Genomic DNA, 13,900 nt, shown 5'->3' with positions numbered 1-13,900 from the left:
CCCGAACCCCCGACCGTATGCCCCCGCTCCGCATCGCCGTCCTCGTCAAGGGCTACCCGCGCCTGTCCGAGACCTTCATCGCCCAGGAGCTGCTGGGGCTCGAGGCGCGGGGCCTCGACCTCGCGATCTGGTCGCTTCGCCGCCCGCATGACGGCGCCGTGCATCCGATGCACCGCAAGATCCGCGCGCCGGTCTCCTACCTGCCCGAATACCTCTACCAGGCGCCCTGGCGGGTGCTGCGCGGCGCCGTCTCGGCCCTGCGCCGGCCGGGCCTGTGGACCTTCCTGGCGCTCGCCCGCCGCGACCTCGCCCGGGACTTCACCGCCAATCGCGGCCGGCGCCTCGGCCAGGCCCTGGTGCTGGCCCGTGAGTTGCCGGCACAGACCGACCACATCCACGTCCACTACCTGCACACCCCGGCCTCCGTGGCACGCTACGCCGCCGCGCTGACCGGGCGGCGATGGAGCGCCTCGGCCCACGCCAAGGACATCTGGACCACGCCGGACTGGGAGCTCGCGGGCAAGCTCGACGATCCCCGCCTCGCCTTCGCGGTGACCTGCACGGCGGCGGGCGCGGCGCGGCTGCGCGAGGTCGCGGCCGGGCCGGACCGGGTCTCGCTCGTCTATCACGGCCTCGACCTGTCGCGGTTTCCCCCTCCCCCGGAGTCCCGCCCGGCGCGGGACGGGTCGGACCCGGCCGATCCCCTGCGGGTCGTCAGCGTCGGCCGCGCGGTGGCGAAGAAGGGGTTCGACGACCTTCTGGACGCCCTCGCGGCCCTGCCGCCGGATCTGCACTGGCGCCTCGCCCATGTCGGCGGCGGCGAGGAGCTGGCGGCGTTGCGGGCCAAGGCCGCCGCGCTCGGCCTCGGCCAGAAGGTGGTCTTCCTGGGAGCGAAACCCCAGCCCGAGGTGGTGGCGCTCCTGCGCGAGGCCGACCTGTTCGTGCTGCCGGCCAAGCGCGCGCCCTCGGGCGACCGGGACGGGCTGCCCAACGTGATCATGGAGGCGGCCTCGCAGGGGCTCTGCGTCGTCGCGACCGACTTCGCCGGCATCCCCGAATTCCTGCGCGACGGGATCGAGGGCCGGCTGGTGGTGCCCGGCGACTGGGGCGCGCTCTCGAATGCCGTCAACCTGCTGGCCCGCGATCCCGCCGAGCGGACCCGCCTCGCCGCCGCGGCACTCGCCCGCCTCGAGGCCGAGTTCGGCGCCGAGGCCGGGTTCGACACCGTCGCGCGCCTGCTCGGCGACGCGGCCCGGCGATGACCCGCGTCGCCTTCTACGCGCCGCTCAAGGCCCCGGACCACCCGGTGCCCTCCGGCGAGCGCACAATGGCGCGGCTCCTCCTGCGGGCGCTGGCGGCGGCGGGCTTCGCCCCGGAGGTCGCCAGCACCCTGCGCACCCGCGATCCCGACGGGGCGCGGCATCCGGGCGTGAGGGAGGAATCGCTGGCCGAGGCCGGACGCCTGATCGCCGCCTGGTCTTCCGACCCGCCCGCGCTCTGGTTCACCTACCACGTCTACTACAAGGCGCCGGACTGGATCGGCCCGGCGGTCGCCGCGGCGTTCGGCATCCCCTACGTGGTGGCGGAGGGGTCGCGTTCGCCCAAGCGCGCGAACGGCCCGCACGCGCTGGGCCATGCGGGCGCGGAGGCGGCGCTCGATGCCGCCGACCTGATCCTGGTGATTAACCGCCGCGACCGGCCGGCGCTCGAGGCCGCGCGGCCGGCGCGCCAGGGGCTGGCGGAACTGCCGCCCTTCCTCGACTTGGCGGAGTGGCCGACCGGAGCGGCCGACCGGGTGCGCGGTCCCCTGCGCCTCCTCACCGTCGCGATGATGCGCGAAGGCGACAAGCTCGCCTCCTACCGGCTGCTGGCCGAGGCGCTGGCGCGGCTCGGCGACATCGACTGGACCCTCGACGTCGCCGGCGACGGTCCGGCCGCGGCGGCGGTGACGGACCTGCTCGCCCCGTTCGGCGCCCGGGTGCGCCGGCACGGCGCGGTGGCGCCCGATGCGCTCTCGACCCTCTACGCCACCGCCGACCTCCTGGTCTGGCCAGCCGTCAACGAGGCCTACGGCATGGCGCTCCTGGAGGCGCAGGCCCATGGCTGCCCGGTGGTGGCCGGCGCCTATGGCGGCGTGCCGGACGTGGTGCGGGACGGGCTGACCGGCCGGGTGACGCCCCCCGGCGACGCGGCCGCCCTCGCCGCCGCGATCCGCACCCTCGCCGACCGACCCGACCGGCTCGCCGCGATGCGCGCGGGCGCCCTCGCCTTCGTGCGCGAGGAGCGCAGCCTCGACCGGGCCGCCGCGATCCTGCGCGACACGCTCTCCCCCCTCCTGCAGGCACCCCGGGCATGAGCCGGATCCTGATCGCCGTCACGCACCTGCTGGGCGCCGGGCACCTGACCCGGGCGGCCGCCCTGGCGCGGGCCTTCGCGGGCGCCGGCCACGCGGTGACGCTGGTGTCGGGCGGGATGCCCGCGGCCCTGCCGCGCCTCGACGGCGTGCGCCTGGTGCAGCTGCCGCCCCTGCGCATCGTCGGCACCGCCTTCACCACGCTGCTCGATCCCGACGGCGCGCCCGTGTCGGCGGAGCGCCTGGCCGCGCGCCGCGACGGCCTCGTCGCCGCCTTCGCCGAGGCCGCACCCGACGCGGTGATCACCGAGCTCTACCCGTTCGGACGCCGGGTGCTGGCACCGGAATTCGAGGCGCTGGTCGAGGCCGTGCGGGCGGCCGTTCCCCGCCCCCTGCTCCTCGCGTCGATCCGCGACATCCTGGCGACCCCAAGCCGCCCGGATCGCATCGCCGCCACCCATGCGCGCCTGACCGCCTACGACGCCGTGCTGGTCCACGGCGATCCCGCCTTCCTGCCACTCGACGCCTCCTGGCCGGTCACGCCGGATCTGGCCCCGCGCCTGCGCTACACCGGCTACGTCGACGACGGCGAGGCCGTGCCCGCGCCGAACGGTCCGCGATCCGGCATCGTCGTCTCGGGCGGGTCGAGCGCCGCCGGCCTGCCGCTGCAGGAAGCCGCGGTCGCCGCCGCCATCCTCACGCCCGGCCTGTCCTGGCACATCCTCGTCGGCCGCGCCGTGCCCGAGCCGGCCTTCGCCGCCCTGCGGGACTCCGCGCCCGCGAACGCGGTGGTCGAGCGGGCGCGGCCGGATTTCCGCGCGCTGCTCGCCGGGGCGGCGCTGTCCGTCAGCCAGGCCGGCTACAACACCGTGCTCGACCTCCTGCGGAGCGGCTGCCCGGCCGTGCTGGTGCCGTTCGAGGCCGGCTACGAGATGGAGCAGCGCCTGCGCGCCGACACGCTCGCGGCCCACGGCCTCGCCCGGGTGCTGCCGGAGGGCGCGCTGACGGCCGAGAGCCTGGCCGGGGCGGTCCAGGCCGCTCCGCTGCCGGGCGTGCGCCACGCCATCGCGTGCGACGGGGCACGGCGGAGCGTGGCGATCGTCGCGGCGATGCGGGATGGCGCCGGTTCCCATCTCAGCCTTCCTCCATCCATCGACTTCACTCCCCTCACCGAGGCGCTGGACCGCGCCGCGGGCGAAGGCCGCGCGATCGCGCTCTGGTGGCGCGACGACGACGCGGTCGCCCACACCCCGGCCCTCGATCGCCTGCTCGCCCTGGCGGCCCGCACCGGCTGGCCGGTGGCGCTCGCCGCGGTGCCGGCCCGGGCCGAGCCGTCGCTGGCGGCGCGGCTTGCGGGCGAGAGCGGCGTCGACCTCCTGGTCCATGGTCTCGCCCACGCCGACCACGCCCCGCAGGGCGCCAGGAAGGCCGAGTTCGGCCCCCACCGCCTCCTCGCGGTCTTGCGGGCCGACGCCGCCGAGGCCCTGGCGCTCGCCCGCGCCCGCCTCGGCCCCCGCCTGCTGCCGGTGCTGGTGCCGCCCTGGAACCGTCTCGCCCCCGACCTGCCCGGGATTCTGCCGGGGATCGGCTATCGCGGCCTCTCGGCCGCAGCCCCCGTCGCCCCGGTGCCCGGCCTGGTCCAGGCCCATGCGGCGGTTGACCCGGTGGCCTGGCGCTCCGGCGGCGGGCTCGCCGACCCGGACGGCGTGATCGACCGGGCGGCCGCGGCGGTCGCGGGCGGCGGCCCGGTCGGGCTCCTCACCCATCACCTCGTGCAGGACGACGCGACCTGGGCGTTCTGCGCCCGTTTCCTCGACCGCCTCGCGGATCGTGCGGCCAAAAGCCGGCCTCCGACAATATCGCGCGCCGCCGCATTGTTTGCGAACCCGCCGCTGCCCGTGTCACAACCGGGCCCTATCTTCCGCGGTGATCCGGGGGCGCCCCCGCCCCGAGAGGACAGCACGGCATCAGGATGACGGCTCCGCTCCTGTCGATCCGCGACCTCCGGGTCGATTTCTCGACCGATTCCGGCGCGTTCCGGGCGGTCGACGGCCTGTCCCTCGACGTGCCGGCGGGCCGCACCGTGGCGCTCGTCGGCGAGTCGGGCTCGGGCAAGTCGGTCACCGCGCAGGCGATCCTGCAGATCCTGCCGAAGGTCGCGCGGATCTCGGGCGGGAGCATCCGCCTCTCCGATCCGGCGGGTCCCGCCGGCGGCACCGACATCGCGGCGCTCAAGGCCGATTCCGCCCGCATGCAGGCCCTGCGCGGCGGGCGCATCGCGATGATCTTCCAGGAGCCGATGACCTCGCTGTCGCCGCTCCACACCGTCGGCGACCAGGTCACCGAGGCCCTGCGCCTCCACGCCGACGTCTCGGCCGACCAGGCCAAGGCGAGGGCGATCGAGGTGTTCGACCGCGTCGGCTTCCCGGATCCGAAGCGGGCGCTCGTCACCTACCCGTTCGAATTGTCCGGGGGGCTGCGCCAGCGCGCGATGATCGCGATGGCGCTGATCACGAGGCCGGCGCTCCTCATCGCCGACGAGCCGACCACGGCGCTCGATGTCACCACGCAGGCCCAGATCCTGGAGCTGATGCGCGAGCTGCAGGCCGAGACCGGCATGGCGATGCTGCTCATCACCCACGATCTCGGCGTGGTGGCGAACATGGCCGACGACGTGGTGGTCATGTATCGCGGCCGGGTGATGGAGGCGGGCTCGCGGGAGGAGATCTTCCGCCATCCCGGCCATCCCTACCTCAAGGCCCTGATGCGGGCGGTGCCGCGCTTCCACATGGCGCCCGGCGAGCGCCTGACCCCGATCCGCGAGGTGAGGAGCGCGGTGCTCGCCCGCAAGGCCGGCGAGCCGCACCGGCCCGACCCGGCCGGACCGCTCCTGGCCATCGAGGGGGTGCGCAAGTCCTTCACCCTGCGCTCGGGCTGGTTCAAGGGAAAGACCCGCACCATCAACGCCGTCAACGGCGTGTCCTTGAGCCTGCATCCGGGCCGGACGCTCGGCCTCGTCGGCGAGTCGGGCTGCGGCAAGACCACCCTCTCGAAGGTGGTGATGCGGGCCCTGCGGCCGGACGCCGGCACCGTGACCTTCGACGACGGCTCGGGGCGCGGCCCCCGCGACGTCTTCGCGCTCAAGGACCGGGAGCTGAAAGACTTTCGCCGGGCGGTCCAGTTCGTGTTCCAGGACCCGTTCTCGTCGCTCAACCCGCGCATGACGGTCTACGAGCTCCTGACCGAGCCCCTGCGCATCCACGGCGTCGGCACCGCCGACGAGCGCTACGAACGCGCCAAGGAACTCCTGGACATGGTCGGGCTCGACCAGGCGTCCCTGCGGCGCTACCCGCATGCCTTCTCGGGCGGCCAGCGCCAGCGCCTCGGCATCGCCCGGGCGCTCGCCCTGAAGCCCCGGGTGCTGCTCTGCGACGAGCCGGTCTCGGCCCTCGACGTCTCGGTCCAGGCGCAGGTGCTCAACCTCCTGAAGGACCTGCAGGCGAGCCTCGGCGTCTCGTACCTGTTCGTCTCCCACAACCTCGCGGTGGTCGACTACATCGCCGATACGATCGCCGTCATGTGCCGGGGCTACATCGTCGAGGAGGCGTCGAAGGACGCGCTCTTCAAGAACCCGGCCCACCCCTACACCCGGGCGCTCCTCGCCGCCGTGCCCGAGCCCGACCTCGACCACCCCCTCGACCTGAAACTCCTGATGAGCGACCGGTTCTCCGACCCGGCGAGCTGGCCCGAGCCCTACCGCCTCACCGGCGGCGTGGCCGGCACCATGACCGAGATCGAGCCCGGGCACCGCGTCCGGGTCGCCGGCCCGGCGAGCCGGCAAGCTGCCTGAACCACGCCGCCCGACCTGACGTACGAGACCCCGATAGAGCCCCCGATGTCGAACGGTGCCGCCCTCCGCCCCCACCCCCTCGTCGAGCGGCTCCGCCGCCGCTTCCTCGGCCGCCTGTTCGACCGCCTCGGCTACGATCTCGTCCCGGCGGTGTCGGACTGGAACCACCGCCCGCTCTCCGGCCCGGAGACCGACGCGCTGATCGCCGCCGCCGCCGCGCGCCTCGACACGGACCTGGCGCAGGCCGGGCTCGCCCTGCCGGGCGGCGCCGCACCCGCGGTCGCGACCTTCTGGGACCTGATCGCCACGGCGCCGGTCGCGCAGAAGCGCGGCGGCAACGGCTTCAACGGCGCGCTCCAGCTCTACGTGCTGATGCGGGCGCTCGCCCCCGAGGTGATCGTCGAGTCGGGGGTGTTTCGCGGGCTGACCACCTGGGTGATGCGCCAGGCCTGCCCGCAGGCCGAGATCTTCTGCTTCGATCCCGACCTCTCGGGTCTGCGCTACCGCGATCCGCGCGCGCGCTACCACGCCGTCGACTGGTCGGCCGTGAGCCTGCCGCGCCTCGACCCTGACCGGGCGGTCGGCTTCTTCGACGACCACATCAGCCAGGCCCGCCGGGTGCTGGAGGCCCGCGAGCGCGGCCTGACGCGCCTGGTCTTCGACGACGACGCCGCCGCCCACCGGCTCCACGCCCACGGCGGGCCCGCCTTCCCGACCATCGCGATGCTGACCGCCCCCCGCTCCGGCGAGCCGGTGCGCTGGCGCCGCAACGGCCGCGAGTTCGTCTACCGGCCCGACGACCCGGAGGCGGAAGGAGCCCGCGCGGCGATCGCCGCCACCCACGCCTTCGACGACCTGCACGCCGCGACCGGCTACTCGCCCACCCGCATCACCTGGGTGCGCCTGCACGGGAGGGACGGGACATGACGATTGGGATCCGACGCCCTTTCACACGCACTGCCGTTCTGGCCATTTTGCTGCCCTTGCTCGGTAGCACGGCCCTCGCCGAATCCCCGTCCGACCGCCTGCCCAAGCAACCCCTGGTAGTCGATCCCGTCGCCCACGGCCGCCAGATCGGCAAGCCGGGCGGCGACCTCGTCACCCTGGTCTCGAAGGCCCGGGACATCCGCTACATCTCGACCTACAGCTACACCCGCCTCGTCGGCTACGACGAGACGCTGGGGCTGAAGGCCGACATCCTCGAAAAATTCGAGAACGACGGCGACAAGGTCTATACCTTCACGATCCGCGACGGCCATCGCTGGTCCGACGGCCAGCCCTTCACCGCCGAGGACATCCGCTATTGGTGGGAGGACGTGGCGCTCAACAAGGAGCTGAGCCCGTCCGGCCCGCCGGAATTCATGCTGGTCGACGGGGAGCTGCCGCGCTTCGAGGTGCTCGACCCGCTGCACGTCCGCTTCACCTGGGACAAGCCGAACCCGCGCTTCCTGCCGGAGCTCGCCTCCCCGCGCGATCCCTTCATCTACCGGCCGGCGCACTACCTGAAGAAGTTCAACGTCAAGTACACGCCCAAGGCCGAGATCGAGCCCCTGGTGAAGCAGGCCAAGGTCAAGGGCTGGGCGGCGCTGCACAACCGGCTCGACGCGATGTTCGAGCAGACCAACCCCGACCTGCCGACCCTCCAGCCCTGGCGCGTGACCAACACCGCGCCCGCCGCCCGCTTCGTCTTCGTGCGCAATCCCCACTACCACCGGGTCGACACCAACGGGCAGCAGCTGCCCTACCTCGACAAGGTCAACATGGACGTGGCCGCCGGGGGCCTGCTCGCCGCCAAGGCCAATGCCGGCGAGGCCGACCTCCTGTTTCGCGGCCTCAACATGGAGGACATCCCGATCCTGCGCGAGGGCGAGCGCGCCAAAGGGTACCGGACCCACCTCTGGCCGACCGCCCGCGGCTCGGAGCTGGCGCTCTACCCCAACATGACCGTCACCGACCCGGTCTGGCGCGCGCTCAACCGCGACCTGCGCTACCGCCGCGCGCTGTCGCTTGCCATCGACCGGCGCACCCTCAACAACGCCCTGCTGTTCGGGCTCGGCACCGAGGGCAACGACACGGTGGTCGAGGAGAGCCCGCTCTACCGGCCGGAATACCGTACCCTCAATGCCGGCTACGACCCGGGGCAGGCCTCCCGCCTCCTCGACGAGATCGGCCTGACCCGGCGCAACGGCGCCGGCATCCGTCTCCTGCCCGACGGGCGCGAGCTCGAGATCGTGGTCGAGACCGACGGCGAGAGCAGCATGCTCACCGACGGGCTCACCCTGATCTCGGAGTTCTGGCGCGAGGTCGGCGTCAAGCTGTTCGTCAAGCCGCAGGACCGCACGGTATTGCGCAACCGCGCCTATTCGGGCGCCGCCGTGATGGTGGCCGCGCAAGGGCTCGACCTCGCGATGCCGACCGCCGACATGTCCCCCGACGAACTCGCCCCGGTCCACCAGGACACCTATGCCTGGCCGAAATGGGGCCAGTACGTCGAGACCAAGGGCAAGGAGGGGGAGGCCTGCGACATCCCCGCCGCCAAGGTGCTGATCGACCTCAACGCCCGCTGGATGGCCACCGCCGACAACGCCGAGCAGGCGAAGATCTGGAGCGAGATGCTGCGGAACCGGGCCGAGAACCAGTGGGTGATCGGCACCGTCTCGGGGGCGCTGCAGCCGGTCGTGGCCAAGACCCGGCTGCGCAACGTCCCCGACAAGGAGACCTACAGCTGGAAGCCGACCGCCCTGATCGGCATCTACCGCATGGACGAGTTCTACTGGGGCCCGACCCCGAAGGAGGCCGCGCGGTGATCCGCTACCTCGCCCGCCGCCTCCTCACCATGGCGGCCACGCTCCTCGTCATTTCGGCGCTGGTCTTCGTCATCATCAAGCTGCCGCCCGGCGACTTCCTCACCAACCAGATCGCCGAGCTGCGCTCGCAGGGCGAGGCGGCGTCCGTCGCCAAGGCGCAGTTCCTGATGCAGCAATACGGCCTCGACCGTCCGGTCTGGGAGCAGTACCTGCGCTGGATCGGGCTGTGGCCCAATCCCGAGGGCGCCTTCAACGGGCTGATCCAGGGCAACTGGGGCTGGTCGTTCGAGTACGATCGCCCGGTGCGCGAGGTGGTGGGCGATGCGCTCTGGCTCACCCTCGTGGTCAATCTCGCCGTGGTGGTGTTCGTCCACCTCGTCTCGATCCCGATCGCGATCTACTCGGCGACGCGGCAATACTCGCTCGGCGACTACGCGGCGACCTTCATCGGCTATATCGGGCTCGCCACCCCGTCCTTCCTCCTGGCGCTGGTGATGCTGTTCTACGCCAACCGCTGGTTCGGCGTGTCGATCGGCGGGCTCTACGACAGCGCCTATGCCGGCCAGCCCTGGACCTGGGAGAAGGTCCGCTCGCTCATGGCCCACCTCGTCGTGCCGACCCTGGTGATCGGGCTTGGGGGCACCGCCGCGATGATCCGGCGGATGCGCGCCAACCTCCTCGACGAACTCGGCAAGCAGTACGTCGTCACCGCCCGCGCCAAGGGCCTGCCGCCGACCCGGGCGCTGATCAAGTACCCGTTCCGGATGTCGCTCAACCCGTTCATCGCCGATATCGGCAACCTCCTGCCGCACCTGATCTCGGGCTCGGTGCTGGTGTCGCTGGTGCTGAGCCTGCCGACCGTCGGGCCGATCCTGCTCGCCGCCCTCAAGAGCCAGGACCAGTTCCTGGCCGGGTTCATCCTGATGTTCGTGGCGATGCTCACGGTGATCGGCATGCTGATCTCCGACCTGCTGCTCGCCTGGCTCGATCCGCGCATCCGCCTTGGAGGGGACGGCCGATGAACCTGGAGTTGCGCGACCGGCCGCCCCACTACGTCGATCCCGCGCCCTTCGACCCCGGCCGCACCGAACCGGTGGGGGCGGAGAGCAGTGCCGTCGACCGCGCCTCGTCCTGGCGCCTGACCTGGTGGAAGTTCCGCAAGCACCGGGTCGCGGTGGCGGCGGGGCTGATCCTGATCGCGTTCTACGCCCTGATCCCGTTCGTCGAGGTGATCGCGCCCTACAACCCGGCCAAGCGCCACGGCGACTTCCTCTACGCGCCGCCGCAATCGATCCACCTCTTCCACGAGGGCCGGTTCGTCGGGCCCTACACCCATCCCTACCATTTCACCTTCAACATCGAGACCTTCCACCGCGACTACACGGTGGACCGCACGACAGTGCAGCCGCTGCGCTTCCTCTGCCGGGGCGACGCCTATGCCTTCTGGGGCCTGATCGACACCGACTGGCACCTCGTCTGCCCGCCCGAGAACGGCACGATGTTCCTGCTCGGCACCGACCGGCTCGGGCGCGATCTCCTCTCGCGGATCGTCTCGGGCACCCGGATCTCGCTCACGGTGGGCCTCGTCGGCATCGCGGTGTCGTTCGCGCTGGGGCTCTTCTTCGGCGGGCTCGCCGGCTATCTCGGCGGCTGGGTCGACAACGTGATCCAGCGGGTGATCGAGATCCTGCGCTCGCTGCCCGAATTGCCCCTCTGGCTCGCGCTCTCGGCGGCTTTGCCGCCGAACTGGAGCCCGATCCTGGTCTTCTTCGGCATCACGCTGATCCTCGGGCTCCTCGACTGGCCGGGCCTCGCCCGGGCGGTGCGCTCGAAGCTCCTGGCTCTGCGCGAGGAGGATTACGTCCGCGCCGCCGAGCTGATGGGCGCCTCGAAGACCCGGATCATCGCCCGGCACCTGATCCCGAACTTCATGAGCCACCTGATCGCCTCGGCGACGCTGTCGATCCCCTCGATGATCCTCGGCGAGACCGCCCTGTCGTTCCTCGGCCTGGGCCTGCGCCCGCCGGTGACGAGCTGGGGCGTGCTCCTCAACGAGGCGCAGAACCTCGCCGCGGTGCAGCTCCATCCCTGGCTGCTGGCGCCGATCCTGCCGGTGGTGATCGTGGTGCTGGCCTTCAACTTCCTGGGCGACGGCCTTCGCGACGCTGCCGATCCGTACCACTAGAGAGCTTCACGATCGCGTTGCAATCGCGAAGCCCTCTCAGTCTTTGTCAGGTCGCATTTTCTGCGACGAACCGGTTTCCACTTCGTCGAAAAATGCTCGAGCGATGCGCGAACGCCCCGCCTCCCGGCTCCTCGTCCTCGACGGCGAGGACCGGCTGCTCCTGTTCCGTTTCGCCTTCCGCGGCGGGGCGCTCGCCGGCGAGGAATACTGGGCGACGCCGGGCGGCGGCGTCGAGCCCGGCGAGAGCTTCGCCGAGGCCGCGATCCGGGAATTGCGGGAGGAGACCGGGCTGACCTGCCCGGAGACGGCGCCCGAGGTCGGTACCTGCCGCTTCGTCATGCGGATGCAGGACGGCGAATGGGTCCGGGCGGAGGAGCGCTTCTTCGCGGTGCGGGCGGGGACCGATCCCCTCTCCCGCGACGGCTGGACGGAGAACGAGGTCGAGGTCCTGGCCGAGCACCGCTGGTGGTCGCGGGCCGAGCTCGCGGCGCCGCCGATGCAGGTCTACCCCGAGGACATCCTGGCCTATTACGACGCGGCGCGCTCCGCCCTGGAGGGTCCCGCGTAAGGCCGCGGGACCGAAAGGGGGCTCCGCCGCTAGAGAGCGGCCTCCTCGGCGTCGAGCGAGGCGAGTTCGGTGCGCGCCTGCGAGATCAGGCGGGCATGCTGGAGCTGGAGGGCGCGGCTGTTGGCACCCAGGCCCGCGGAGGAGCGGATCTCGGCGAGCGTCCGCTCGTAATCCTCGAGCTGGGCCTCGAGGCGGCGGCGGCGTTCGTTGAGGGTATGGGGCATTCCCGGTTCCCTTGGTGGGGCGGGCCCGCGCGGTGACGGGCCGGCCATGAGCCAAGCTTGGGCCGCCGGAACGGCCAAGCTCTACCAACCATGGTCACGGATGCGGCGACAATGCGGCACGGCCGCCCCGCATGGGGCGACCGCCTAATCGGTGTGGCTTAAGTCCCTCGGCTCAGAAGCCGCGGTAGTAGCCGCGCGGGCCGTAGCCGTAGCCGCGATGGCCCCAGTGGCGGTGCCCGAAGTGGCGCGGGCCGCGGAAGCCGTAGCCGGGGCCGAAATGGCGACGGTGGCCGTAGCCGTAGCCGCGGTGGCCCCAGTGGCGGTGACGGCCGTAATAGCCGTACTGCGCCCACGCGGTCGGCGCGGAGGTCGCCGCCGGGGCGGCGGTCTCGCTCAGCGGAGCGGCGCTCGCGCCCTGCGGCATGGCGGCCGCGCCGCCCAGGATCAGTCCGGCCGCCAGAATCACGGTCTTCAGCACGTCGTCGGTCCTACTCATGCAAGAAGGCCTCCCGGGAGAGGCGGTCGCCTCGCGATCGAGGCATGGACGGCTGAAACGCACGGAGGCGGGAAAGCGTTGCGCCCGCTCCGTCGGATGGTGAACGGGACCGATCGTCGATCGAACGGATCCCGGCCCACCCTCAGGCGATCTTGAGCGTCATGTCGACCACTCGGGCGTTGGTCGCCCCCTTCACCAGCGCGATGCCGTGCTCGCAATCCTCGCGACGGACGTAGCCCTCCCCCGAATCGGCCACCACCTCGCCGTTCTCGGCCCGCAGGCGCCAGCGCCACTCGCCCTTGCCGTCGCGATAGAGTTCGAAGCGCATCGGCGGTCTCCTGCCTGGATGACATGAGGGATGGAGATGGGGCCGTATGGACTGACGACAACGCCGAGAGGCCGGAGAGCCTGACGCCATGTCATCATGGTGCCGCGTCGCGGCAACGTCGTCTGCGTCCGCGGGACGGGCCCGTTCGCCACCAAGCCGAATCTCGCGCGGGTCGACGTCGCCATCGTCACCAGGGGAAAGGCGCTCGATGGCGCGGTGGACGCCCATGGTGACCCCACCCGGCGCGTCCCGGAGATTCTCAAATCGCTCGAGACCGCCGGCATGACGGTCGAGAGGAGCGTTTTTCGCCTGAACCGGGAATCCAAGCCGTACCGCATGGCTGACAACCCGAATCCGAAGCCGCCGGATCAGCCGTTCACCGCCATCACGGAGATGACCCTGACCGTGCCATCCGTCGGAACCGTCGACGAGGCGGTCAACCGGCTGGCGGCGAGCGGAGTCGTCGAGGTCCGCAAGATCACCGACGCGGTCGCCTCGGAGCGGCAGGCCTTGAACGAGGCGCGGCGTGCCGCCGTGCTCGATGCCCGCGAGCAGGCGCGCATCTATGCCGAGGCCGCGGAGCTGAAGCTGGTGGAGATCACCGAGATCACCGACGGCGAGGCCTCGCCGCCGGACGGCTATGCCGACATGCCACGCTCCCGCGTCGCCCGGATCATCCCGCCGGCGGTTGTCACCTTCTCCGCCGCCGTGACGATCCGCCGGCGGATCGCGCCGCGCTGACGCAGCGCCCAAAACGAAAGACGCCCGCGCTCCTGTCCGGAGCGCGGGCGTCTCAACTTTCAGTGCGGATCAGGCCGTTCAGCGCGGGGCGCGGTCGAGCCAGCCGATCGCGCGGCCGTCACGGTTGCCGCCGCCACCCGCCGGGCGCTGCTGGCGGTTGCCGTCGGCGCGCTGGCCGCCCTGGGGACGGCCCTGGCCCTGGCCCTGCGGCCGGCCCTGACGACCCTCCTGGCCGCCGCGGCCGTCGTTGGCACGGGGCTCGCGGTGCTCCTGCGGACGGCCGGCGCCGTGGCGCGGCTGGCCCTGACGGCCGGCCGGCTGGCCCTGGCGCCCACCGGGCTGCTGGCC

13 protein-coding genes and 1 pseudogene are annotated in these 13,900 nt (G+C 72.4%); 10 read left to right on the top strand and 4 right to left on the bottom strand.

The features are described 5' to 3' along the window. Positions 1-17: 17 nt before the first annotated feature. From HPY23_RS24000 to HPY23_RS23960, 9 genes are all read left to right on the top strand, one after another. Entirely contained in the window at positions 18-1,262 is a 1,245-nt protein-coding gene (locus tag HPY23_RS24000) for a glycosyltransferase (protein ID WP_091888293.1), read from the top strand. Then, positions 1,259-2,356: a glycosyltransferase family 4 protein gene (locus HPY23_RS23995; RefSeq protein WP_091888291.1), complete on the top strand. Its 1,098-nt coding sequence runs from the start codon at positions 1,259-1,261 to the stop codon at positions 2,354-2,356. Before HPY23_RS24000 ends, HPY23_RS23995 begins: the two co-directional genes overlap by 4 nt. After that, on the top strand, positions 2,353-4,329 hold the full coding sequence (locus HPY23_RS23990; protein ID WP_091888288.1) for a glycosyltransferase: 1,977 nt from the start codon (positions 2,353-2,355) through the stop codon (positions 4,327-4,329). The genes HPY23_RS23995 and HPY23_RS23990 overlap by 4 nt, the downstream gene beginning before the upstream one ends. Next, complete coding sequence (locus HPY23_RS23985) at positions 4,326-6,203, top strand: ABC transporter ATP-binding protein (RefSeq protein ID WP_091888286.1); 1,878 nt, start codon at positions 4,326-4,328, stop codon at positions 6,201-6,203. Before HPY23_RS23990 ends, HPY23_RS23985 begins: the two co-directional genes overlap by 4 nt. A 45-nt stretch (positions 6,204-6,248) precedes the next feature. Next, on the top strand, positions 6,249-7,130 hold the full coding sequence (locus HPY23_RS23980) for a hypothetical protein (RefSeq protein ID WP_091888284.1): 882 nt from the start codon (positions 6,249-6,251) through the stop codon (positions 7,128-7,130). Next, positions 7,127-9,010 (top strand): ABC transporter substrate-binding protein, encoded by a 1,884-nt coding sequence (locus HPY23_RS23975; RefSeq protein WP_091888282.1) that lies wholly within the window; start codon positions 7,127-7,129, stop codon positions 9,008-9,010. The genes HPY23_RS23980 and HPY23_RS23975 overlap by 4 nt, the downstream gene beginning before the upstream one ends. Continuing rightward, positions 9,007-10,032 carry an ABC transporter permease gene (locus HPY23_RS23970; RefSeq protein WP_091888280.1) on the top strand — a complete coding sequence of 342 codons (1,026 nt, stop codon included), beginning with the start codon at positions 9,007-9,009 and terminating at the stop codon, positions 10,030-10,032. Before HPY23_RS23975 ends, HPY23_RS23970 begins: the two co-directional genes overlap by 4 nt. Next, positions 10,029-11,195 carry an ABC transporter permease gene (locus tag HPY23_RS23965; RefSeq protein WP_060848606.1) on the top strand — a complete coding sequence of 389 codons (1,167 nt, stop codon included), beginning with the start codon at positions 10,029-10,031 and terminating at the stop codon, positions 11,193-11,195. The genes HPY23_RS23970 and HPY23_RS23965 overlap by 4 nt, the downstream gene beginning before the upstream one ends. A gap of 103 nt (positions 11,196-11,298) precedes the next feature. Then, a complete protein-coding gene (locus tag HPY23_RS23960) occupies positions 11,299-11,763 on the top strand; it encodes an NUDIX hydrolase (protein ID WP_091888278.1) in 465 nt (154 codons plus the stop codon). Positions 11,764-11,792: 29 nt separating this feature from the next. On the opposite strand, the gene HPY23_RS23955 is transcribed toward HPY23_RS23960, so the two are convergent. The 3 genes from HPY23_RS23955 to HPY23_RS23945 all read right to left on the bottom strand — a co-directional run bounded on the left by HPY23_RS23955 (position 11,793) and on the right by HPY23_RS23945 (position 12,811). Continuing rightward, the gene (locus HPY23_RS23955; RefSeq protein WP_060848604.1) at positions 11,793-11,987 is read right to left on the bottom strand and encodes a hypothetical protein; all 195 of its coding nucleotides are present in this window, start codon (positions 11,985-11,987) and stop codon (positions 11,793-11,795) included. A gap of 172 nt (positions 11,988-12,159) precedes the next feature. Then, positions 12,160-12,483 carry a hypothetical protein gene (locus HPY23_RS23950; RefSeq protein WP_210344390.1) on the bottom strand — a complete coding sequence of 108 codons (324 nt, stop codon included), beginning with the start codon at positions 12,481-12,483 and terminating at the stop codon, positions 12,160-12,162. A 142-nt stretch (positions 12,484-12,625) separates the two neighbouring features. Next, positions 12,626-12,811, bottom strand: a complete 186-nt coding sequence (locus tag HPY23_RS23945; protein WP_048430858.1) for a YegP family protein — start codon at positions 12,809-12,811, stop codon at positions 12,626-12,628. 96 nt (positions 12,812-12,907) lie between these two features. Between HPY23_RS23945 and HPY23_RS23940 the strand changes: the two genes are divergently transcribed. Then, a complete protein-coding gene (locus tag HPY23_RS23940) occupies positions 12,908-13,552 on the top strand; it encodes an SIMPL domain-containing protein (protein WP_091888274.1) in 645 nt (214 codons plus the stop codon). Positions 13,553-13,630: 78 nt separating this feature from the next. Here HPY23_RS23940 and HPY23_RS23935 read toward each other — a convergent pair. After that, positions 13,631-13,900 (bottom strand): annotated as a pseudogene (locus tag HPY23_RS23935) (DEAD/DEAH box helicase); the annotation flags it as partial.

It is taken from the genome of Methylobacterium ajmalii (genome assembly GCF_016613415.1).
GTDB classification, from domain to species: domain Bacteria; phylum Pseudomonadota; class Alphaproteobacteria; order Rhizobiales; family Beijerinckiaceae; genus Methylobacterium; species Methylobacterium ajmalii.
Note: the sequence above shows the minus strand (reverse complement) of the source record. Positions and strands in the feature narration are given on the sequence as shown.

Bases quoted from the DNA above. Each gene is read 5' to 3' on its own strand.
- HPY23_RS23990 (WP_091888288.1), top strand. From the start codon at position 2,353: ATGAGCCGGATCCTGATCGCCGTCACGCACCTGCTGGGCGCCGGGCAC.
- HPY23_RS23955 (WP_060848604.1), bottom strand. From the start codon at position 11,987: ATGCCCCATACCCTCAACGAACGCCGCCGCCGCCTCGAGGCCCAGCTC.
- HPY23_RS23975 (WP_091888282.1), top strand. From the start codon at position 7,127: ATGACGATTGGGATCCGACGCCCTTTCACACGCACTGCCGTTCTGGCC.
- HPY23_RS23950 (WP_210344390.1), bottom strand. From the start codon at position 12,483: ATGAGTAGGACCGACGACGTGCTGAAGACCGTGATTCTGGCGGCCGGA.
- HPY23_RS23980 (WP_091888284.1), top strand. From the start codon at position 6,249: ATGTCGAACGGTGCCGCCCTCCGCCCCCACCCCCTCGTCGAGCGGCTC.
- HPY23_RS24000 (WP_091888293.1), top strand. From the start codon at position 18: ATGCCCCCGCTCCGCATCGCCGTCCTCGTCAAGGGCTACCCGCGCCTG.
- HPY23_RS23965 (WP_060848606.1), top strand. From the start codon at position 10,029: ATGAACCTGGAGTTGCGCGACCGGCCGCCCCACTACGTCGATCCCGCG.
- HPY23_RS23995 (WP_091888291.1), top strand. From the start codon at position 1,259: ATGACCCGCGTCGCCTTCTACGCGCCGCTCAAGGCCCCGGACCACCCG.
- HPY23_RS23945 (WP_048430858.1), bottom strand. From the start codon at position 12,811: ATGCGCTTCGAACTCTATCGCGACGGCAAGGGCGAGTGGCGCTGGCGC.
- HPY23_RS23960 (WP_091888278.1), top strand. From the start codon at position 11,299: ATGCGCGAACGCCCCGCCTCCCGGCTCCTCGTCCTCGACGGCGAGGAC.
- HPY23_RS23940 (WP_091888274.1), top strand. From the start codon at position 12,908: ATGGTGCCGCGTCGCGGCAACGTCGTCTGCGTCCGCGGGACGGGCCCG.
- HPY23_RS23985 (WP_091888286.1), top strand. From the start codon at position 4,326: ATGACGGCTCCGCTCCTGTCGATCCGCGACCTCCGGGTCGATTTCTCG.